Source organism: Pseudobutyrivibrio xylanivorans, assembly GCF_010906925.1.
GTDB lineage: Bacteria > Bacillota > Clostridia > Lachnospirales > Lachnospiraceae > Pseudobutyrivibrio.
On record NZ_VTVE01000004.1, the window covers coordinates 1 to 24,143 of the forward strand.

Genomic DNA, 24,143 nt, shown 5'->3' on the forward strand with positions numbered 1-24,143 from the left:
ATAGAAGACTTGTAGAGATCAAAGAACCAGATCAAGCTACAAGAAGATTTACATACGATAGTGAAAATAGAATAAAGGATGTGATTAATCCAAAGGGAATTACATCTATCACAAATGAGTATGACAGCGAGGGACGTACTGTAAAGCAGAGCTTCCCTGATGAGACTGTTATGACTTATGAGTATGATGATGAAAAAAAGACCTGCACTGCTACAGAGCAGAATGGAAATAAGGTCATCTATACCCATGATGAGCTAGGTCGTCATACAAAGACTACCTACTATGATGGTGAGGAAAGATATACTTACAACAACAGAAATCAAAAGACAAGCTATACAGATAAAAGAGGAAATACAACAAGATTTTCTTATGATAATAAGGGCCATCTGACAAAGGTGGTAGATGCTTTAAGAAATAAAACCAGTATTACTTATAGAGCAGATGGTAAGCCACTTGCTGTAAAGGGAGCCAAGGGCGAGGAGTATCACTATGAGTACGATTTAGATGGAAAGCTTTTTGAAATAAGAAATCCTCTTAATGAGACTAATAGATTTATCTATAAAAATGGAAACCTTGCGAAGGCAAAAAATGCAAATGGGGCAGCCACTTTATTTTCTTATGATGAAAGAGGTAACGTAAATACGGTAGAAGACCCAGATGGTGTTAAGACATCATATGAGTATGATGAGCTTAATCGTGTCATCAAAACAGTAAGCCCTAGTGGAGAAGTAACTACCTTTGAGTACGATAGTGCTGATAGAATCACAAGGACAGTAGATGCTCTCGGTAATGAGCGAATCTATACATACGATGCTGCGGGGAAGGTCACATCAGTAACAGAGCCAGATATGACTAAGAGGACTTTTGACATAAATGTCATGGGAAAAGTCTCTAGAGTAGTAGATCAGGCAGGGCGAGTTACAGAAATTAAATATAACGTAATGGGTAAGCAGGAAAAGGTATGCTTGCCTAATGGTGGTGTGATTCTTTATGAGTACGACCCACTTATGCGACTTACTAAAGTCACAGACCCAGAGGGAAGAACCAGGGGATATGACTATGATAAAAATGGAAATGTAGTTGCTGAGTACATAGGGGATATAAAAGTAAGAGCCCTTGAGTATGATGTGATGAATCGAGTGACAAAGGAGACAGATGCCCTTGGTCATACTAGAAGCTTTACTTACGATGAGGCAGGTCTTATTACTTCAGTAACTGATACTTTGGGAAATAAGAGTACTAGAGAATACGACCTCCTTGGACGAGTAACAAAAGAGATAGACCCTCTAGGAAATGAGACAAGCTATACCTATACAAAGCTTGGAAATGTAGAGACAATCACTGATGCAGCAAGTAGAGTAAGAAGATTTGAGTACACAAGGGGCGGAAAGCTTACAGCTATTTATTTTTGCGACAAGCTAGAGCAAGAGCTTTCTTACGATGTTGCCGGGAGAGTTTCTAAAAGAACGTTTGCTGATGGCTATGAAATCTCATATAGCTACGATGCTTTAAGTAGAATTGAAAAAGTAAATGGAACTGATGGAAGAGCGGTATCATACGAGTATGATGCCATGGGAAGAGCAACAAAGGTATCAGATTCAGATAAAGATACTCTCTATACCTACACAGCTACAGGTCGCCTTAAAAGTGTAGTAGATGCTCTTTCAAATGAGACAGTTTATACATACGATGCACTTGATAATCTAAAGAGTATCCATCGAGTGGATGGACTTGCTGATGCCAGTGAGACTAAAGAGGATAGACTTCCAAAGGTAGGAGAAGATGGTCATGTGACAATCTACTCTTATAACCTAGCAGGCCAGCTTACAGAGGTAACAGACGCCTTAGGTCAGAAGGAAACCTATGAGTACGACCAGTATGGAAGACTTGTTACAAAGGTAGATAGAGACAATTATTCTACAGCCTATAGCTACAATGATTTGGGAAGAGTAACAAGAGTAGACTATGCAGATGGAAAGTCTGTGGCTTTATCTTATGATGAACTTGGCAGATTAGATGAGTTTACAGATTGGCTTGGTACGACTTCAATTGAAAGAGATATCTTAGGTAGAGTTATTTCTGTAAGTGACTATAATGACAAGACCGTATCTTATGGTTACGGTAGTTTAAATGAAAGAACAGCAATAGTCTACCCAGATGGTAAAAAGGTAGATTACAGGTATGATGATAAACTTAGACTCACAGAGCTTGTATCAGGTGATGATAAGACAAGCTATAATTATGATGCGTATGGTAGATTAATTAAAAAGACTCTTCCAAATGGAAATGCACAGACCTTTGATTACTTTGTAGGAGGACTTCTTAAGTCTCTTGAAATGTATGATTCAAATGGGCTTATGGATAGATATACCTATGGATATGACAACAAAGGTAATCGAACTAAGGTAAATCGATTTAGAAGAGATTTAGAGAATGTTTCTGGCGAATATATTTATGGATATGATTTAGAAAACAGGCTTACAGATGTAAGTCTTGATGGCAAGCTTATTCGTAAGTACGAATATGATGCATTTGGAAATCGAAGCAGATATATAGATGATGAAGAAGAAACAACCTATAGCTATGATAATATAGATAGGCTTCTTAAAACAGTAAACAGCTCAAAGACTATTTCTTATGAATATGATAGAAGAGGAAATAGGGTAGCCGAATTTGAAAATGGAATATTAGAAAAGAGGTTTTTATTTGATGCCACGAATATGCTTTCAAAGGTTGAAAGTGGCAAAGAAGTTGAGGCTATTTATAGCTACAACGGTATGGGAAAACGCGTGGCTATAAGCAAGCCAGATGAGCAGATAGAGTATCTCCTTGATTTAACAAAGGACTACCACAACATGCTAGAGCGTTCTGTAAATGGTGAGGCGGAATCATACATATATGATAGCAATATAGTATCAATGTCAAAATCGGGAGAAGACTATTTCTACATGTTAGATGAGCTTGGAACTGGTATGTATCTGACTGGAACAGACGGAGCCGCTGTTTCAACTTTTGCATACGATGAATTCGGTAGAACTGTTAATCCAGGAAGTGGAAAGCATGAAGGAATTGCTTACACTAAAAGTGGAAATATCATCCAGCCGCTAGCATTCACAGGATATCAGCAGGATGAGATGACTGGCAATTATTATGCTCAGGCAAGATACTATGATGCTGAGGTGGGTAGGTTTGTTTCTAGAGATAAAGAGAGATTCATATATATCTATAATAGTAAAACAGAAAATTTATATTCATATTCAGAGAATAGACCGTTAAACTATATTGATCCAACAGGAAATATAATATATACGCCATTGGAAGGCACGGAAGCCCATTTGATAATCGAAGAATATGCTTGTGAGACGTTGGGGGCATATACTGAATATAGGATAGATGGAGCTTCTTTCTGTGGCACAGGTCTATTTGGAAGGGCTGATATAATTTTGGTGAATGGATTAGATGCTGAGGTATATGAGATAAAACCAGTAACATATGCTAATGGAAGTAGAAGAGCGCTAGCGATGATCCAAATAGAGACTTATGTAAATGCAATAAATAATGATGCGTATGATAATAAATTACGATTGGGAGTAGAAGGAGCTATTCCAGGAATAAGCTATGATTGTAGTTTTGAGAATATGTATGCACCATCTGTAGTTCATCCAGGAATGTATATACAGTATTATGCTGATGGAGATGGTCTTATTCTCTATAGATATGTAGAAAAAGAGAAGATTCCAGATAATTATCAGCAAATAGTTATGTCAGAAGAGCTAGAATCAAAATTAGAGAAACGTGTAAAACAAGTTAAGTTTGCAACAGTTTTAATTCAAGCATTAGTAGCATGGAATAGAATAAATACAGCATCTGATGCATCGTCGACATATGCAGGGCAGGATTTGCTTTATTGTGAGGACGGTGAATATACCTATACTTATGAGTTGCACAACACTCCGACGCAAGACTTTCTTGATTCGTTCTTTTTGGGTTTACCTATGGATGGGATGATGCCTGTTCCAGTGCTATAGTGAGAAAAGAAAAAGGAGATTCACTATGAATAATTCGGCTAAAAAGAAGATAATTGAAAAGATAGTAGTAGAAGATGCCAAAAAACATGGATTTACATGCAAAAGTATAAGAGGTGGTTTAGGGATAAAGTATTTGGCTATATTCGGAAGAAAGAAGAATGGCGTTGCTCAAGGATTTGATATATATGAAAACGTGATTAAGGAAGGCAATTTAACGATGCTTATCATGGGTAAAAAAATAGAGACAACTTATCATGATGAAGAATCTTTTGAAATTGCAATGAAGTATTACGCTGATTATTTAAACAATCATGGATATGAAGATTTAGATGCAAATGCGGTAGCTCCTCGATTTGAAACTCCAGATAGAATCAGATTACGTGATGAGTACGTAATTATGGCACAGCATTTTAATGAAAAATGTGGGAATTTGAATGACGATGGGTATCTGGAAGAGGTTAGGCAATATCTTACGGAAACATTCAATTATGATTTTGAAGAGGTAAAAGAGGACTTATTATTAATTACTGCAGCTTTTGCAACATATATAGCAAGGATATATTCTAATGCAACTTTAAAGGAGGCTGATAATGATCTCTTGTTGGTTCATATAAGTACCACTTCATACGGAAGAGTTATGGAGAGATATTTTAATCCATTGAATACTATTAAAGGAATCTATGATAGGAAAGATATTAGTTTACTTGATATATTTCTTGGGTATTTTAAAAAATAGTAGCCAAGCAAAAAGAAGCGCAGTGATTGACTCTATTGCAGCATAGTCAAGTAAATGGACAAATCTATAATGGACCACTAACCCCGTCCCCATGGATCCAGGTGGAAATATAGCAAGCATGACAAGTATAGATAAGGAAGGTGTACTTGATAAATACTTCTATACATACGATAACAGCGGATACATCTCTGAGATTAATAGAAACAGAAGAGCGCTTGATGCTGTATCAGGAAAATATGAGTATAGCTATGATGCAATAGGTCGCTTAATAAAGTCCACACTTGATGGTGCCATAAAGGCAGAGTATCAGTACGATGCATTTGGAAATAGAACATCTCTTACAGAAGGAAACACAAGTACAACTTATAGCTACGATGTGCTTGATAGACTTCTTGAGGTAAATGAACTAAATAACAACCAGTCTGTTGTCAAAACCTACGACTATGATAAGAGAGGCAATCAGACAAATGAGTATGTAGATGGTGTTTTAAATAAGACCTTTACTTTTGATGCAACAGGAATGATGTCAAAGGTAACTGATGCAGTAAAAGGTCAGCAGGAAGATCTTTATAATGGACTTGGATTTAGAGTAGAAACAACAAGACCTGAAGAGCATATCGAATATCTCTGCGATTTATCAAAGGATTACTTTAACCTTTTAGAGCGCACAGTAAATGGAGAAAAAGAAAGCTTTGTCTATGATAAAAATGTAATTTCAATGTCAAAGAAAGGAAGCAACTTCTACTACCTTCAGGATGAGCTTGGAAGCCCAATGTATCTAACAGGTACAGATGGAGTAGCAGTATCCTCATATGCCTTTGATGACTTTGGAAGAAACATAGACCCAAGAACAGGCAAGCAAAAGCATGGCTATACCAAAGATGGCAACATCATTCAGCCATTTGCCTTCACAGGCTACCAGGAGGATGAATTCTCAGGCCTTAAGTTTGCCCAGGCTAGATTCTATGATGCAAGGGTAGGTAGATTTGAGTCTAGAGATAAGGTAAAGGGATTCACACATGCTCCATTTACCCTTAATAACTATAGCTACTGTTTCAATAATCCACTTGGATTAGTAGATAGAGATGGCAACTGGCCAGAATTGTTAGAAAACGCTTGTGACTGGGTAGCCGATAAAGCAAGTGATGCCGGAAAAGCGATTAGTGATGCTGCAAGTGATGCCGGAAAAGCGATTAGTGATGCTGCAAGTGGCGCCAAAAAAGCGATTGGAGATTTTGCAGAAGATACAGTAAACGGAGTAAAAGCAGTAGGAAAATTTGTATATGAACATCCTAAGGAAATCGCTATTACAGCAGCAGCTGTGGGTGTAACGCTTGCAACAGGCGGCGCAGGAGCTGCATTATTTGTTGCAGGAGCTAGCGTGACCTGTGGAGCAGTGAATGCATATACTACTGAAGGAGATAAACAAGATGCTTTTGCGCAAGGAATGATGCTTACATCAGTAGGTTTGACAGCCGGATATCTTAATCCCGCAGGAACTGCAATGGGACTTGGTGGACAATTTGCAGCTGATGTCTTTATTAACAATAAAATATCTTCACCAGAAGTATATGTAGCAGCAGCTGTTGGAGGTTCAGTGGGGAATATTGATGTGAAGGGCGCGAATGCACTTGGAGGCATGGCAGCTGGATTAACTAATAACATTCTTTCGGGAGAAAGGATTTCGATATTTGATGTTATTCGATCAGGAGTTATTGGGGGTATGTTTGATGGTCTAAACCTTGGATTAGAAATCTCACCTGCTTCAATAAAGTATGGAATAAACTCTATTTTTAATCCTCTTTATTATTCTTCAAATGCAGGCGGCCAGACTATTGGAAATATATTGGATGACATAGGAAGAGCGGTATTTGGGCTGAATGGAAGTAGCGATATAGGAATGAATATATTAAATTCGATTACCGATGAAATATGTTCAGATGATTAGCGAATATTTTAAGTTGAGGATATTAGTATGGATTATCAAAGTATTTTTAATTTATATTTTTATTTGATTTTAGTTGGTTTCCTAGGGATGCTAACAGTAACAATTGTTTTGTGGAAAAGCAAATCAGACTTTGACAAGTACGAAAAGATTCGAAATAGCAAGTATAAAGAGCAGATTATTTTGGGTTATAGACTTGTCTTTACAGCAGTTACAATAATAGCGCTATTTACAGTAGTAGTTCCTTTAGTGAGTGATAAAAAAAGTATTAATAATAAAACTTATAATATTGATTATGGTCAGGTAGTTTATATATCGAAAGATAGAGGACCATATGGATTAACAAAACTATTTCGTATCGAAACTGACGGGAAAATATTAGAAGTTGATGTATTAAAACGAGATAAGAAAATTTTAAAAGGTGATTACGTGAAAGTAACTTGGCTAGAAAATTCTAAAGAGGCAGTCGTGGAAAAATGCGATAAAGAGGAATAATGGACCACTAACCCCGTCCCCTTGGTTCATTAAAGATGATTCGTTTTCTTTGATATTAATATTGTTGACACTGTTTTTTGAAGGCATGTCTGTTTTCTTTTTTGCAATATTTGAAATTGGAATGCGACATATCTCGTGAAAAATACGGGGCAATAAAGGACTGCTTAACTTCAGTAGCTTCTAAGGATGGTTTGATTAGATGATAGATTCAGGCTTAAAAAAATATGCGGGATTAATTAAGCTATACATTTTTATGCTAGCTGTTGTAAGTGTACCTGATATTTTCATGTCAATAATGTCGAACAAAAACCAAGAGATATCTATGGTCCAATGTGGACTTTTGACATTATTATGTGTGCTTTCGGTATATGCTGAGAAGAGCAAACTTGATGTGAATAAAATACAAATTATCTTAGCAGTAGCTACAGTAATTGTTTTTTCGGGTAGCTATATTGTTGTTGTTCGACAGTTATTTGTTATGGGGATATCATTGCTTTTTTCATTATTAACATTTCCAATCGTAATTATTGCTTGGATTATATGTTATAAATATAATCGTTCCACTAGAAAAGGAACGACTCAAGGAACGACAGTAACTCAAACATCTATTATTTCAACAATAGCAGCAGCGTCATTTTTATTTGGTAGAAAGTATATTGTAGACTCAAGTCCAGAAAAATTTGCATGTATTTGGATGATTGGTACTATTTTTCTTATGTTAATGATGGTGTGGTTTTATTCTTTTGTGGTTGTAAAAATAAAGAATATAGAAGAAGAGAATAAAGATAACTAATACCACAAATAGATGGTGAAGCTAAGGGGTATTAGTATGGATTATCAAAGTATTTTTAATTTTTATTTTTATTTTAATATAGTTGGATTCTTTGGAATGTTAATAGCAACAATTGTTATGTGGATAAGCAAATCAGGCTATGATAAGTACGAAAAGATCCGAAACAGCAAGTATAAAAAACAGATTATTATGGGTTATAGACTTGTCTTTACCGCAGTTACATTAATGGGGTTATTTACAGCAGTAGTTCCACTAGGGAGTGATAAAAAAAGTATTAATAATAAAACGTATAATGTTGATTATGGTGAGGTAGTTTACATATCGGAAGATAAAGGACCATTTGGATTGAAGAAACTATTTCGTATTGAAATTGACGGAGAAACTTTAGAAGTTGATGTAATAAAAAGAGATAAGGGAATTTTAGAAGGCGATGATGTTAAAGTGACTTGGTTAGAGCATTCCAAAAGTGCAGTCGTGGAAAAATGCGATAAAGAGGAATAATGGATCACTAACCCCGTCCCCTTGGTTCATTAAACTATTAGACAGCATGCAAAAGATTTTGTTTATGATAATGCGGAGAAAGTAGAATCTGTTGTTTCTGACGGAATAGATTGGGTAAAAGGATAGTTTGATTAAATGATTGATTCTGATTTAAGAAAACACGTTGGAATAATAAAGGCATATACCATAATGCTAGCTATTGTATGTGTACCGGATATTATTATGTCAATAGTATTAGATAAGGTTGAGGAATTGTATATGAATCAGGTGTTACCGACAATTCAGTGTGGTCTCATGACATTACTGTGTGTGCTGATAGTATATACAGAGAAGGCAAAACTTGATTTGAAAAAGCTACAGATTATATTAATGATAGCCACGGTGATTGCTTTTATTGGCTACTATAGTAATATTGTACGTCAGTTGTTTGTCATGGGGAAGTCATGGCTTTTTTCATTCTTAATATTTCCTATTATAATCATCGTATGGATTATATCTTTTAAATATAATAAATCCAATGCAAAAAAGAACATACAAAACGCAACCGCGACTCAAACCTCTATTATTTCGACGGTAGCAGCTGCTACATTGTTGTTTAGTAGAAAACATTTGAAAGGTTCAAGCCCAGAACAGTTTGCGCATATTGACCTGATAGCTGCTATTGCATTTATGATATTTACAGTGTATATATATTCTTTTGTGGTTGTAAAAATAAAGAATATAGAAGAAGAGAACAAAGATAACTGTTACTACAAATAGAGGGTGAAGCTAAGGGCTATTAGTATGGATTATCAAAATGTTTTTAATACTTATTTTTACTTGTGTATATTGGGCTTTATCTGCATATTATTTCTAACGATTATTTTATGCGCTAGTAAAGCAGAGTTTGATAGGTATGAAAAAATCCGTAATAGTAAATACAAAGATCAGATTATAATAGGATATAGAGTTGGGTTTATAGTATTTACAATTGTGACGTTTGTTTTATTAATAATGCCCAACTTGCGTGATAAAAAGAGTATTAATGAGGAAACTTATAATGTCAGTTATGGCAGTATTGTGAATAATGTAACTAGTGGTGCGCCATTTGGCTTGACTAAATATATTGATGTTGAAACAGAGGAGACTGTTTTGGAGTTAAATGCACTTAAAAGCTACAAAGGGATTTCAAAAGGCGATTATGTGAAAGTGACTTGGTTAGAGCATTCCAAATGTGCCGTCGTGGAAAAATGCGATAAAGAAGAATAATGGACCAATAACTCCGTCCCCTTGGTTCATTACGGGCAACCAAAAACAGTTGAGGAATGTAGAGAAAACTTTTTAGATTATATTTTGGAAGAAAAATGACAGTGATGGGGTGGAATAGTGAAAAATAAAATTCAAACAATAATTCAAGGTTTACTGTGGATTGTTACGATTGTCCCAGCGGCCTATGTAATGAAGAATTGCATAAGTGCATTTTTTAATGGAACATATCATGGATTCAACAGTGATGAAAAGATTTATGGTTTTAATGCATTTGTAGATGTACTACTCAGTTATATAGCATTTGAATTTATATTCTTTGTTATATGGTTTATATGCCTTGTTATTATTATCGTATATACGATTAGGCTTCACAAGAAACACACATAGTAAAGAGCCGATAGTTAAAAGGCACATAGTATTAATGGACCACTACCCCCGTCCCCTTGGTTCATAATAATCGGAGAAATAATGCAAATGAATTACGAGGAATTAGCAGGGAAGATGACCTTGTTAGTTGAAAAATATATCCCTGAAAGATCTGATTTAATAAAATTGATTAATGAAGACAACGATAGTGTTAAATATATCCTAGCGGAAATTGACAGAAATAAAAATCAGAATTATGAAACAAGTGATTTAGAACTATTAAAGGAAATCGCTTATTATTTTTTATAATTAGATATGGCAGTATAGTCAAGAGCTGCATTACATGAGGAGTTTTCCTCTGAAGGATTATCAAATAGAAACGCTCAAGATTTATGACGGGCATGGGGGATTATGACAATGCATGATAAATATATATTAAATCGTATAGGGCAGATTTTATAAATAAAGAACTAATATTTGAAGTTGCTAATGATATAAGTGATGAAGGTAGCACTATATGTTTTGTTGATGTGTTGACACATTCTTTTAAATGCATAATAGAAGACAATATTATTATAGATATAACAGAGCAAGGGATAGATGATTTTATTGTCGAAAATAGCAAGGAACTTAGCGAGTTGATTTTACTGGGGAGATGAAGATATGCAGTTTGACAACATAAAGGATATAACAAGTTTTTTGCTTTTTCTACGAGATAAAAACGAGATAGATGAGTGTTTATACAAGGATTTTACCTGGTTTAGCACAAATAAATACACTACCAGTTCAGAATATTTTGGAGAATTAATGGTGTTTTTAGAATCAATAGTTGATTCTGATTCCATGAAAAAGGATAGGGATGAGATTTTGGAACTTATAAATATTTTACAAGGTTATTTTGAATAAAAGTAACCGCATAGACAAGATTGGCTAAGAAAAAATGATAGATGAAATGATAAAAAGTATTATGTCTTATCCCAATGGGACAAGTCTAAAAATCTTCTGGGAAAAACAATCATTAGAATTAATTGGGACTATCGATACGGTGTATGAAAGCTGTAATTGTTTAGATGAGGATGATCCTAATTATATGGACTATTACGCATGTGCAATGAAAGTCACAAAAGTAAATAAAGCTTCTGGTGATTATGATAAGAAAATAGGTGATTTGGTGGAAATATCTATAATTAATTGCCCTGATAAAATTGAATTATTAAATGATCAAGTGATATGGTCAAAAAACGCAAAGAATAATTATAGAAAATGATTGGTTAACCCCGTCCCCTGGTTCACATACAGATGATTATGATTTTAAGAGGATTAGGATGATTAAGACATCAAGGAAACAAAAGATTTTTATTGTATTATTTCTGATAACTGTGGTATGCCTTTTGTTTATAAAGATACTGTCAATTGGGTTTTGGCATGATGATTATCATTACAGATTTAGCCTTGAAGAAACTAGGATAGTTATTGATGGATATCATGGTGAAGATGAATATGTAGAAGTACCGACACATTTAGGTCCATTTAACGTGAGTTTAACGAGTGGAGTGTATGATAATAATTCAATTATAAAAAAGATTTTTGTTCCCATGGGATTGTCGGAGGGATACGTATTTGATAATTGTTCAAATTTACATGAAGTAGAATTTGAACAGGGTATTACTTCAATTAATACTAGATTTAAAAAGTGTTATAATTTAGAGAAAGTTATTATACCTGAATCAGTAACAGAAATAGGCGTGTATGCATTTGCGTCTTGTAAAAATGTAAGTGATGTAAAGATACCAACATCAGTTAAATATATAGGATTAGATGCATTTTATAATACGAATTTTGAAACGCAACATGCTGATAATAAGTATTACATAGTGGGAGATGGAATTTTACTTTTTTATAATGGGCCACAGGATTGCATTGTTATTCCTAAAGGGATAAGGCAATGTAGTCACTTATATTTTGAAGATAAAGAAACTTGTTATGTATATTATCCAGAAACAGTTACGGATGCATATTTATATATACCGAAGAATGTTGTTGCGTATTTTGGAGACGAGGCAATAAACTTTAGGGCTATAGATGACTATCAATATTTTGCAGGATTGTTTGTGGCTCCAGCAGGTTCATATGTAGAAGAATACTGTAAAGAGAATAATCTGAAATTCAGAACAATGACTGAAGAAGAGGAAAAAGAGTGGCGAGAGAAGACTGAAGTAGCAGCTTCGGAGATAACTTATCAGGATGAATAGATATAGGTATAGCTTTTTATGAATAGAAAACTTATAGTTGGATTACTTATTGCGGCGATTGTTATTGGAGGTTGTTGTTTTTTCTTCAGTAGAAACAATAAAAAGGAAGTATATCAAAAAGAATATTTGTATCAATTCTATGCTCATAAAGAAGGGGATGATGTTATATTTTATGAGCCTGGATTGCTGATGTATTTATCTGGTTATAACTTATATACAAACTCTGATGCTTCCTTGGAAGATTTGGAAGAGTCATATTTTAGCAGAAACGAGTTATTTGATAATTACATTTCTGTATTTGCTTTGATGAAGCCTGATAATATAGAAGAAACATTTTCTGAAATTACAGAGCGTGAATTAGGAAAATCATATTTTAATATTTCGCTAGATGAAGCGAAAAAAATAAATGATATATTTCTTGAACAGCAGAGTTTAGTGACTGATTATTATGGAGATTCAAGGATACTTTTATACAATTTGTCGGATGAGCAGCGGGAAGAATTCTATAAAAAATATGAAGATTCGTCTTATGTTATTGAGGATTCTGTGATGGAGACAACGGAACCATATACAGGACATAAGCACCAAGAGTTTCAGGGGATTGTTAAAGAGATAAATGGAAATGAGGTAGTAATCAGAGTTTTAGATGGGAAAAGAATTTGCCAGTATAGTGGAATATATGATGATATATCATTTGATATACAGGATTATGTAGCGTTTGATTTTTATTTTTTTAAAACTGGAATCGAAGAAGAGACTAGGAGCGAATGGACAGGTGTTGAGTTTGAGAACATAAAAATAATCGACGAACCAAAAAATTTTGATATAGATGCGTATTATGCTGATGAATATGAAAAGAAAAAGGACCTTATTATAAAGGTGTTAGTAGTTGCGTTTTATAGTTTCGTTTTAGTTGTATCAATGGTGTATTTCTCTAGGAGACAACGTGAGAAATGGAGTTCTTAGTATATGAAAAACAATATTAAATTCAAAAATTTACAGGTTAGCTATGATATGGAAATTAGCACAGTAGGTGTTAATTCTATTGTCATAGGAAATAGACCACATGATGATATTTGTATAACTGAAAGTCAAAGCAAGAGCTTTGCAGTTACTATAAATAGAATAAATGATGGATTTGAAGTGACTTGTGATGATGAAGAGATTCCTGTTTTCATCAATGGTACCTTGGTCCAAAAAGAGGATAGTTTTTTTGCACCGGGGACTTTTCTATCTATTGATGGTATTCCTTTCTATTTTGAGGAACATGCAATAAAAACATCCATGTCATTTAAGCTAAAGACTACCTTTAATTTTAAGGATTTATCTGAATCAGGAAAAGCTATGGTTTATCCTGAGTTTTATCGTAATGTCCGTTATTTATATGAATTGCCAGAGGATAAACTAGAGGTGCTTAATCCGGAGAATCCTCCACAAAAGCCAAAGAACAATCTTTTGATGACACTGACTCCACTACTTGTTTCGCTGGCGCTGATGATATTTGTCAGATCTAGAATGATGCATGGCGGTATGATGTATGTGCTTTATTTTGCAGGCACTATGATTGTTGGCGGATTGATGTCAGTTTGGACATATTTTGAGAGTGGAAAGGATTTTAGGAAAAAGAGCAAAGAGCGTATCCAGGTATATGCTGACTACATAAGCAAAAAAGAAGAGGAAATTCAGAAACTCCGCGACGAGGAAAAATTAATTTTTACAAAGCGAAATCCTTCTGTGGAGGAGACCGTAGACAGAATAGAGTCATTTTCTCCAAATCTTTTTGAAAAGCAAAAAGGTCAAGAGGATTATTTGGATGTAAGAATTGGTACTGGAAGTGTTAAATCTCAAGTTCAAGTTGAATATAAAAAACAAGAGTATCTCCATGTATATGATGAGCTGATTAAATATCCAGAATTCTTACATGATAAATACGAGTACATAAATGATATGCCTGTCACATTGCCACTCGGTCAGAAAAATGCAGTGGGTTTTGTAGGAAATAGAACAAAGCTATATCAGATTATGAAAAATATGGTTCTCACCATTGCAGGCCAGGAATCTTTTACTGATGTAAAAATGATGTTCCTTTTGGATGAAGTATATGCTCCATATATGGAATGGGTGAGATGGCTTCCAAACACATACGATGAAAATACTGGCATGCGATTTGTCATGTATGATGATGCTAGTAGCAAGGGTGTTTTGGAGTATTTGTATTCGGAAATATCTAGCAGAGATGGTCTTAAGAAAGAGCAGATAGATGAGTTGCCAGATTATGTGGTATTTGCTTTTAGATCTGAAAGATTGTCAGAGCATCCTGTAAGCAAATATTTTGAGGAAGCTCGAAAGCTAGGATTTACATTCCTGTTTTTCGAGGAAAAAGAAGAGTTCTTACATAAATCATGCGAATTAGGCGTGTTCCTTGATGATGACCTTTATAGCGGATATATTCAGGATATAGCTGATGGTACTATTGTGCAGAATTTTACTTATTCTCATGTCAGCAAGGCCACTGCTGAGAGTTGTTCTAAGAAATTGGCTCCGGTTTATATAAGGGAACCATCTCTTGAAAACAATCTTAGAAAAAATATTTCTTTGTATGAGCTTTTGAATATTAATTCTGTGGACGAATTGGAATTATCCGATAGATGGAGTTCTTCAAAAGTATACGACAGCATGGCTGCTCCTCTTGGTGTTAAAACAGGAGGGGAGATGGTCTATTTGGATATTCATGAAAAATATCATGGACCTCATGGACTGGTTGCAGGAACAACAGGTTCAGGTAAATCAGAGATTCTTCAAACATACATATTGTCAATGGCTACACTTTTCCATCCATATGAAGTTAGCTTTATTATCATCGACTTTAAGGGCGGTGGAATGGCAAATCAGTTTAGAGATTTACCTCATTTAAATGGAGCGATAACAAATATTGATGGTAAACAAATCAATCGCTCATTGATGTCTATAAAGGCAGAGCTTGTTAAGAGACAGGAGCTTTTTGCCAAGTATGATGTAAATAGAATTGATGATTATATCAAGCTATATAAAGATGGAGTGGCTGAGATTCCATTACCACATTTGATATTGATAGTGGATGAGTTCGCAGAGTTGAAAAGCGAGCAGCCAGAGTTCATGAAAGAGCTAATCAGTGCAGCACGTATCGGTCGAAGCCTTGGTGTGCATTTGATTTTGGCAACACAAAAGCCAGCTGGCGTTGTAAATAATCAGATTTGGAGTAACTCAAAATTCAAGCTTTGCTTGAAGGTGCAGGACAAATCCGATAGTAAGGAAGTAATCAAATCACCTCTTGCAGCAGAAATTAGAGAGCCAGGTAGAGCATATTTCCAGGTTGGAAATAATGAAATATTCGAGCTGTTTCAGTCCGCATATAGTGGAACTTACATTACAGATGGCAAAGCAAAGGCTGTTAAAAAATACGAGATATCTACAGTAGATTTAGCAGGAAGAAGAAGCACTGTATATTCTCAAGAGCCAGCGCAAAATGATAATACGGTTACAGAGCTTGACGCAATAGTTGAATATGTAAACGAGTATTGTCAGAAGGAAAAGATAGAAAAGCTGCAGGAAATCTGCTTGCCACCATTGCCTGAAATAATTGAGTATCCAAATGATTTTGAATCAAATGGCACTGATGTAATTGTTCCAATAGGTGTATATGACGACCCTACAAGACAGGCACAGAGAATTTTACAGACAAACTTTACTCAGAATCATACATTTATTTTGGGCTCTTCACTTGCAGGAAAGACATATCTTCTTCAGTCAATGATATATGGTTTGGCGTCAAAATATTCGCCAGATGAAGTGAATATTTATATCCTTGATTTTGCATCAATGGTCCTCAAGAGTTTTGAAAAGCTCAATCATGTGGGAGCATTTATAAATCTAGCCGAAGATGAGAAGCTGAACAATTTTATTGAGCTCATGCAGAAAATCATTAACGATAGAAGAGAAGTACTATCAACTGTTGGTCTGAGTTCATTTGGCGCTTACAAGGAAGGCGGAAACAAAGATTTACCTCAGATCGTTATCTTCCTTGAAAACTATACAGCTTTTAGAGAGACATATCCTAGGTTGGAAGAGCAATTTATAAAGATTTGCAGAGATGGTGTTGCTCTTGGCATTTCCGTTGTAGTCACCAACCAGCAAATGTCAGGTTTGGGCTTTAAACTGTTGACTAATTTTGCAGTTAAAATTGCTATGAATTGCAATGAAAGAGCTCAGTATTCTGCTCTGCTTGATAGATGCAAGATTCAACCAGACGAATTCCCAGGTCGAGGTCTTTTAAATATCGATGGTGATATTTTAGAATTCCAAAGCTATCTTGCTTTTTCAAAAGGCAAAGAGGTTGAACGTCTTTCAAAGATTAATGAGTTTATAGAATCTACCAATGCAAGGTATCCAGGAAAGGTGGCTGAATCTGTTAAGTATATTCCTCCACATTTGGATGATGACTATATTGAAAGCAGATTTGGAACAGCCAAGATGACTGATTTTAAGATGCTTGTTGGACTGGCATATTCAAATATTGAGCCAGTTTACAATGATCTGTTGTCGGACAACATAACAGCTATATTTGGTCGCGAAGATTTGGGTCGAGGCAAATATGTGAACTATGTTGTTGAGAAATTGTTGGCTAGTGCTAAAAACTGTCCTGTGGAATTGCATGTATTTGATTCTAGCGAGGGAGCAATGGAGCGCTTTAGCGACAATCCAGCTGTCAAGGAATATACCAACAGTATCATGGAGGTTGTTGATGCAGTAAATGACATACGTGATATAGCTGCCAATCGAAATGAAAAAATGCAACGAGGTGAAAGCATTGACGATGAGCCGTTGATTGTTGTGGTTTTAAACGATGCCAAAGCTGCAGAGATATTAGAAAAACATGAGACTGCAAAGAATGCATTTAATGAGCTGGTAACACTCTATAGCAAGTGTAAGGTATCCTTTATATTTGCCAATGTTCCAAATGTTGCACTTACTCCATTATCAGGCAAGGTATATATGATGATTAGAAATAGTGCAAATCTAATTTTCTTCGAAGACATGGTAAACATTAAATTTATATCTATACCAAATAGTATTGTTAATCAGGTAAAGAAGAAAAATGGAAAGGGCGATGCTTATTACGCCAAGGGTAACAAGCTTATTAAAACAAAGACTATGGAGTGGAAGTAGAGGGATTTTCTATGACAGATAAAATAATAATTATGTTTCACTGTGGCGGAAAATCTATAGATGTGGAAATTCCAAGCAGTATAACAGCAAATGAATTAATTCATGGATTAAATGTAGGCTTTAATCTAGGCATCGATGAGTCTAATGAATCGGAGTGTTTCCTGCGCTCCGAGAATCCATTAGCCTTAATCAAGGGTAATATTGAAATTTCAGAGCTAGGGCTTAGAAATGGTAGTTCTGTATATTTAAGATAGTTAAGAAATGTTATTTGGCTTAGGCCGAATAACATTTTTTTTGCGGGTTTTAGCGTCCTTTAGAATTGTAAATATCCCTAATTTATAATAAAATATGAAATAATTGTGAATTCTGTTAATAGTTCAATTGGTATTAGTTTTGAGTTTTATGCATTAGGGAGTACAGCTTAATAAGATGAAGTATGATGCATTTATTAGCTATAGGCATTTGATGCCAGATGAGTATGTAGCTAAGAAAGTACACAAGGGTTTGGAGACTCTTAGGATTCCTAAAAAGATACAAAAAGAAATTGGGAAATCTAGGATCAATAGAGTCTTTAGAGATATGGAAGAGCTTCCAGTAGGTAGTGATCTGGGAGCCAATATTATGGCTGCTTTAGAGGAGTCAGAGTATCTGATTGTTATCAGTTCACCTAAGACAAAGGAGAGCTATTGGTGCAATCAGGAAGTTGAAAATTTTGTGCGAATGCATGGACGAGACAAAGTTCTTGTTGTTCTTGCAGAGGGGGAGCCTTATGAATCTTTTCCTGAGCAGTTGCTCAAAGATGAAGAAGGCAATGCGGTAGAGCCATTTGCAGCAGATTTTCGTGGTACTACAAGAAAAGAAATAAATAAAAAGGCTAAGACAGAGTTGGTGCGACTTGCAGCAGCTATTTTAGGCATTGATTTTGATGATTTAAAGCAGCGTCAAAAAGAACGCAAAACCAGACGCAATATGATTCTTGCCCTTGGTGTTGCTGCATTTGCTTTTGTATTCGGTGGATTTAGCGTTTACAATTTGGCACGAATAAACGAAGAGTATCAGCAAAAGCTTGTTAATGAGTCCAAGGTACTTGCGGCCAAATCAGCAGATGTTCTTGAGACTGGCGATAGAAAGACTGCAGCTCTTATAGCTATGGAGGGCATCCCAGAAAGTGGTGAGAGACCTCTGGTTCCAGAGTCTCTGTATGCTTTATCAAAGGCTCTTGGAGTTTATGATTATAATACAGTCTTATCTAGTGAGACGGTTATTAATGCAGATTATTCAATCAAGAAATTTTGCAACAATGCAACTAACGATATAGTGGGCATATTAGATGACAATGGCAATGTTTACGTATGGGATTTGAAAGCCGGTGAGATGCTATATGAGATTCAGGCAGAATACGTTAACGGCATTTTGGTTCCTGTTTTTGACATAGGGATTACAGAGGAAAGCTCCACCTTGGTGGTAGTATCCCAAAATGGTGTCAGGGGCTATGATTTGTCAGGTTCCATGGTTTATGAATATACACTAGAGCAACCAATATTAGAGGGCAAGGTTTCTGAGTATAATAATTGTCTTGCAATAGAATATGCTGAAAATGGCGTCGACTATTACCCAGATACTGTGGCAGTTATTTCTCCTGAAGATGGTAAGGAGCTTGGCGTCTACCACAATGACTGCCCTGCGCCTTATTCAGATGTAATTGATTTTATCAATACAGGTTCTATGGTTATTGTTGGGCATATGCAGATGGATGGAGAGGAAAACTATGTATCTGTTTACGATACCGCCCATGAAGAATTCAACAATAAAAATTTATTAATAAAAAATGATACGACAATTTCTGCAGGATTTGCTTTTACCGCAGATGACGTTGGAGTAATAATTGCATCTGCTCCATATGAGACCATTGGAGATGGCAGAGAGATATCAGTTGATTTGCAATATTATAGTTTGGCTTATGATAACAGAACTTGGAATACTACAGTTGACTATTACATACAGTATTCAAACAAACTGGATTATCAAATAGAAATCTTGGGTGATGGAAAGCCATTTGAGAAGTCTCTGATTACCGCTGGCCGATCTATTTATATAGTGGATAACGCTACAGGAGAGATAGTTGATCAGATTAAGTCGGATTCGCTATTTAGTGACACAATTGTTGGTGGTGATATTTTTGCAGTATCTACAGAGGCAGGTTTCCTTAGATTTTATATATATTCAGAAGGAGTCAAAAATCCGTTTTTTGAGCGCAAGCTGGCTAGCAATATTGCCCAAATCGGTATGACCGATACGAAATTTATAACCATAGACGGGACAAGCCCTAGCGCCAGAATATATTACTCTAATAATACCCAGTATTTTGATAAAACCTATACGGTGGATGGATATAGTAATGACGGAATGAGTAGTCCAGATGGAAAATATTACTATATCGCTTCTGAGGAAGAAAACAATTCTTCTGGAAGGATTTTTACAGTTTGTAAATCAAGCAACCATAAAAAAGTAGGTGAATTTAGGGCGGATTATGCATATTATAGCGGCGTTCAGTTTATAGACAACGACACCATTTTTGTGCCTACCTATGATTTGGAATTGATTTTTTATTCTATATCAGAGGACAAAAAAGAAGTTATAAAAAGTGATATAGATGCCAAAGATTTTGGAATGAATGTATCGGACAATAAAAAATACTTTGTGTTATTTAGTTATAAGTTTGCAGATGTTTACGATTTAACTACAAGAAAAAAAGTATTACACAAGGATTTTGATTACGATATTTCTGCTTGTACTATTACTTCGGCTGGAGATTATTTCTATTTATTTGACGATGAATATCGCGTACATAAGATAGATACTAAGACAGGCGAGGATGAGCTTTTTGACCTAGGTTATGGCGTGCTTGAGCTGGCAATCAGTCCTGATGACAGCAAATTGATTATTAATTGCGATGACAATAAATTAAGAGTGTTAGATGCTAAGAGCAAAAAAGAAAAAGTTGCTTTTGATTTTGTAGCTAATCGTGAGGGCTATCTAAAAACTTCGCCAGATGGAAAATATGTATTTGCTCAGTCTTCCAACAATTTTTTCCGTATATACGATATAGAAAAGGGCACTATTGTCCTTTTGACTGATGCCATCGATTCCAAAATAAGACGTATCTCGTTTAATGAGGAAACGGGAGTGCTGGCAGTGTCTACAGTTGCTGATATGTATTTGCTTGATATGAAATCAGTAGGTTTGCTGGCATATGTACCTTCTGGCAGATTCTATATAAACGGAACCAATCAAATCATTACTGGAAGCAATAGTAACATTTATGTGTTCAATTATATGGATGCGGAGGAGCTGAAAAAAGAGGCTCGAAAACGATACGGTGATTCGCAGTTGTCTGAAGAACAGCGATTGATTTTTGGAATTGAAAATGATTAACAACTAGTTATTAATGCATTAGGGAGATAAAAGGTATGAAATACGATGCTTTTATAAGCTACAGACATCTTGAGAAGGATATGTACGTAGCAAAAAGAGTTCATAGAGCACTTGAAACTGCAAAGATTCCTAGAAAGATACAAAAAGAAATCGGTAGAAAGAAAATCGACAGAGTTTTCAGAGACCAGGAGGAACTTCCTATCGGAAGTGACTTGGGCAGCAATATAGAGGCGGCTCTTAGTGAGGCAAAATATTTGGTAGTAATCTGTTCTCCTGAGACCAAAAACTCATATTGGGTAATGAAAGAGATAGATACTTTTATTTCCATGCATGGCCGAGAAAATATTCTTGCAGTTTTGGTTGACGGGGAGCCGGGAGATTCTTTCCCACCACAGATTCTCACTGATGAAGCGGGCAATCCTGTTGAGCCTTTGGCTGCAGATGTGCGAGGAGATAAAAAAAGAGACATTAAGCGCAAGCTTAAAACAGAAAGTCTTCGTCTTGCAGCAGCTATATTGCAGGTTGATTATGATGATTTGAAGCAGCGTAACAAGGAACGACAGATGCATAAGTTCCTCGCTGGAGCTATTAGTATTGCAACTGTTATTACTGCTCTTGCAGTAGCCTTTGGTTTGTACAATGCATACAATCTGGACAAGATAAATGCAGAGTATCAGCAAAAGCTGATTAACGAATCTAAAGTATTAGCGCAAAAATCAGACGATGCTTTGGAAGTAGGCAATAGAAGGGTGTCAGCGCTCTTGGCAATGGAAGGTCTTCCAACAGAGGAAAATGATAGACCATTGGTTCCTGAGTCAGTGTATGCTCTGTCAAATGCCCTTGACTGTTACGATATAGGCGCAGAGCTACATTACGATAAAATCCTTCCTCATAATATGCAGGTAGATGAGTTTGTAGAGAGTCTTGATGGAACTAGAGTTGTCAGCTACGATACTTCACAATATGTTTACCTATGGGATCTTGATACAGGTGAAAAGCTATTTGAATTGCCACCAGAGTACAATTATCTAGATTATGGGTCAGTAGATGTGGTATCTATAAAAGCTGTAGGCTTCTCAGATAATGCAGTTGTAGTCATTAGTACTAATTCTGTTACAGGTTACGATGAAAAGGGAGAGATTCTCTATCAATATGTACCTGAGGGTGGAGTTAGTAATGGTGCTATTAATCAGATGGCCAACAAAGCAGTTATTGTAGAGCGCTTTGATGGATTAGTCGATGATGAGTATGTAACAACAAGAACTTTTGTTGTTATAGATACAAAGACTGGTGAGGTTATCAAAAAGTACGATGACCATCTAGATATGAGCTACGGCTATACTTTTGCAATAGATTATAATGGAAAATATGTAGCTGTTGACCGTAATGTAGATGCTGATCAGGATAATTTCTTTACAGTTTACAATTTAGAGACTGATGAATATGTGGATTGTAAATTAGCTGATGACTGTGCGTTAGAGGCTAAATTCACCGTCGATGGTCAATTAGCTGTTGCATCCATGGATTACGATGACCTTTTGTCGGCTAACGATGCTCCTATGTACTGTCAAAAGTTTGACGTTGCAACAGGTCAGGAGCTATGGAAGGCAATGATGGATGATACTCGCGCAGCTATGGATACAAGCTACACTCGCCTTTCAAGCACTATTACAGATATTGATGGAGAAGAATGTGGCCGATTAGTCTTTAATACTAGTAGGTCCGTCGCCGTTTTAGATTTATATACTGGCGAATTAGTTAATACTATTACTACAGATGCTTCAATCCAGCGAATTGGATTTAATTCATCAGGAAGCTATATATATGTGGGAACCAACGATGGAAGATTAACCATCTACTCAACCAAACCAGGAATTACAATAACTAATGGTGTTACAGAGGTTATGGATAACACTATGATAGATTGGTTTATGTGTAATAGTACTGTTGTGGCTAGCTCATATAGAGGTGCTAATCTCATCGTAATGAGGTATTCAAATGATGAATCTTGTCTTTATGAGACTGAGTGCGAAAGAGAAATCGGAAAGATTGTGTCAGTTTCGCCAGATGAATCTTCATATTTATCATCTAGTACTTTAAGAAATGGGGACGATTATTCATCTTATGAGTTTAATGTAATTGATTCTAAGACAGGTGAAATAAAGGGGACATTTACAGTGTCAAGTGCTAGCAACCAAGATGCTAGATATTTAGATGATGACAATATAGTTGTACCTGCGACAGATGGTTATATTTATGTATTCACTATTTCCAGTGGCAAGCTTGAACCAAGGCGTTTGATGGAGAATACCTATACTGCAGTAACAAGCTATTCAGCAAATGGTAAATACATGTTATATACTGGTAGTGCAGATAAAATAGTACTTAGCCTTCCTGATTTAGAGATAAAATATCAGGCTAGCAATTATGACGCTTATATGGGCTCGTACGATAGTGTAATCTTAGCTAACAATGGTAAGACTATATATTATATTTCGTCTACCAAGCAGAATAGTCTATATAAGTATAGTGTTGCAAAGGACAAGGCAACTCCAATTATAGAAGATTATCAAGTTGATAAATGTGCATTAAGTGATGACAACTCATTGCTTGCTGTAGCTGGCAAAGATGGTAAATTGAGAATTTACGATGTAAAAACAATGGAATGTCTGGATGAAATAGAATTCTATGCCAAGTCATTCAGTGGTTTGATTAAATTCTCTAGTGATAATAGTCAATTGTATTTGCAAGGTGCCGATTTATATTTCAAAATTTACGACCTTAATGAAAAGAGATATGTCTTCAAGTTTAAGGGCCAGACCAATGAATTGGATTATTGCCAGTACGATGAAAAGAATAATAGATTGGTAGTATCGAATTTCATGGGTATGTCAATTATAGATCTTAACCAGATGGGTGTACTCAGTTCTATCGATCATGGATTGGTATATTTACCAAAGAATAATACTGTAGTATGTGCCTATAACAATTATATATATGGCTTTAAATTCAAAGAAGTAGATGAGCTTCTTAAGATGGCAAATGAGAAGTATGGCGATGATGAGTTAACTGATTTGGAAAAATTAGATTACGGAGTAGAATAGCTGATTTTACTTAGGCTTTCGGTTTTATAACCGAG

The 24,143-nt window shown here is 35.6% G+C and carries 18 protein-coding genes; all 18 read left to right on the top strand.

Annotated elements, in window-relative coordinates; all coding sequences use genetic code 11:
• A partial coding sequence (locus F0Q01_RS11335; RefSeq protein ID WP_279279584.1) for an RHS repeat-associated core domain-containing protein occupies window positions 1-4,028 on the top strand: 4,028 nt, incomplete at its 5' end.
• Between the two features lie 25 nt (window positions 4,029-4,053).
• Window positions 4,054-4,764, top strand: coding sequence for a hypothetical protein (locus F0Q01_RS11340; RefSeq protein ID WP_090489560.1), 711 nt, complete (start codon window positions 4,054-4,056; stop codon window positions 4,762-4,764).
• Between the two features lie 91 nt (window positions 4,765-4,855).
• Window positions 4,856-6,712, top strand: coding sequence for an RHS repeat domain-containing protein (locus tag F0Q01_RS11345; RefSeq protein ID WP_090489558.1), 1,857 nt, complete (start codon window positions 4,856-4,858; stop codon window positions 6,710-6,712).
• Window positions 6,713-6,739: 27 nt separating this feature from the next.
• Complete coding sequence (locus F0Q01_RS11350) at window positions 6,740-7,204, top strand: hypothetical protein (RefSeq protein ID WP_090489556.1); 465 nt, start codon at window positions 6,740-6,742, stop codon at window positions 7,202-7,204.
• A 199-nt stretch (window positions 7,205-7,403) separates the two neighbouring features.
• Complete coding sequence (locus F0Q01_RS11355) at window positions 7,404-7,997, top strand: hypothetical protein (RefSeq protein WP_090489554.1); 594 nt, start codon at window positions 7,404-7,406, stop codon at window positions 7,995-7,997.
• 36 nt (window positions 7,998-8,033) lie between these two features.
• Window positions 8,034-8,498, top strand: coding sequence for a hypothetical protein (locus tag F0Q01_RS11360; protein WP_090489552.1), 465 nt, complete (start codon window positions 8,034-8,036; stop codon window positions 8,496-8,498).
• A gap of 135 nt (window positions 8,499-8,633) precedes the next feature.
• The gene (locus F0Q01_RS11365; protein ID WP_090489550.1) at window positions 8,634-9,257 is read left to right on the top strand and encodes a hypothetical protein; all 624 of its coding nucleotides are present in this window, start codon (window positions 8,634-8,636) and stop codon (window positions 9,255-9,257) included.
• Window positions 9,258-9,281: 24 nt separating this feature from the next.
• Complete coding sequence (locus F0Q01_RS11370; RefSeq protein ID WP_090489548.1) at window positions 9,282-9,746, top strand: hypothetical protein; 465 nt, start codon at window positions 9,282-9,284, stop codon at window positions 9,744-9,746.
• A 189-nt stretch (window positions 9,747-9,935) separates the two neighbouring features.
• Entirely contained in the window at window positions 9,936-10,133 is a 198-nt protein-coding gene (locus F0Q01_RS11375; RefSeq protein WP_143096673.1) for a hypothetical protein, read from the top strand.
• An 87-nt stretch (window positions 10,134-10,220) separates the two neighbouring features.
• The gene (locus F0Q01_RS11380; protein WP_143096672.1) at window positions 10,221-10,421 is read left to right on the top strand and encodes a hypothetical protein; all 201 of its coding nucleotides are present in this window, start codon (window positions 10,221-10,223) and stop codon (window positions 10,419-10,421) included.
• A gap of 354 nt (window positions 10,422-10,775) precedes the next feature.
• Window positions 10,776-11,018: a hypothetical protein gene (locus F0Q01_RS11385; RefSeq protein ID WP_090489542.1), complete on the top strand. Its 243-nt coding sequence runs from the start codon at window positions 10,776-10,778 to the stop codon at window positions 11,016-11,018.
• Between the two features lie 34 nt (window positions 11,019-11,052).
• The gene (locus tag F0Q01_RS11390; RefSeq protein WP_090489540.1) at window positions 11,053-11,379 is read left to right on the top strand and encodes a hypothetical protein; all 327 of its coding nucleotides are present in this window, start codon (window positions 11,053-11,055) and stop codon (window positions 11,377-11,379) included.
• Window positions 11,380-11,437: 58 nt separating this feature from the next.
• Window positions 11,438-12,364 carry a leucine-rich repeat domain-containing protein gene (locus tag F0Q01_RS11395; protein ID WP_090489538.1) on the top strand — a complete coding sequence of 309 codons (927 nt, stop codon included), beginning with the start codon at window positions 11,438-11,440 and terminating at the stop codon, window positions 12,362-12,364.
• A gap of 18 nt (window positions 12,365-12,382) precedes the next feature.
• The gene (locus F0Q01_RS11400) at window positions 12,383-13,330 is read left to right on the top strand and encodes a hypothetical protein (RefSeq protein WP_090489535.1); all 948 of its coding nucleotides are present in this window, start codon (window positions 12,383-12,385) and stop codon (window positions 13,328-13,330) included.
• 3 nt (window positions 13,331-13,333) lie between these two features.
• Window positions 13,334-17,569, top strand: coding sequence for a type VII secretion protein EssC (gene essC, locus F0Q01_RS11405; RefSeq protein ID WP_090489533.1), 4,236 nt, complete (start codon window positions 13,334-13,336; stop codon window positions 17,567-17,569).
• An 11-nt stretch (window positions 17,570-17,580) separates the two neighbouring features.
• The gene (locus F0Q01_RS11410) at window positions 17,581-17,823 is read left to right on the top strand and encodes an EsaB/YukD family protein (protein ID WP_090489531.1); all 243 of its coding nucleotides are present in this window, start codon (window positions 17,581-17,583) and stop codon (window positions 17,821-17,823) included.
• A 175-nt stretch (window positions 17,824-17,998) separates the two neighbouring features.
• A complete protein-coding gene (locus F0Q01_RS11415) occupies window positions 17,999-21,004 on the top strand; it encodes a toll/interleukin-1 receptor domain-containing protein (protein ID WP_090489529.1) in 3,006 nt (1,001 codons plus the stop codon).
• A 35-nt stretch (window positions 21,005-21,039) separates the two neighbouring features.
• Complete coding sequence (locus F0Q01_RS11420; RefSeq protein ID WP_090489527.1) at window positions 21,040-24,108, top strand: toll/interleukin-1 receptor domain-containing protein; 3,069 nt, start codon at window positions 21,040-21,042, stop codon at window positions 24,106-24,108.
• Window positions 24,109-24,143 lie beyond the last annotated feature (35 nt).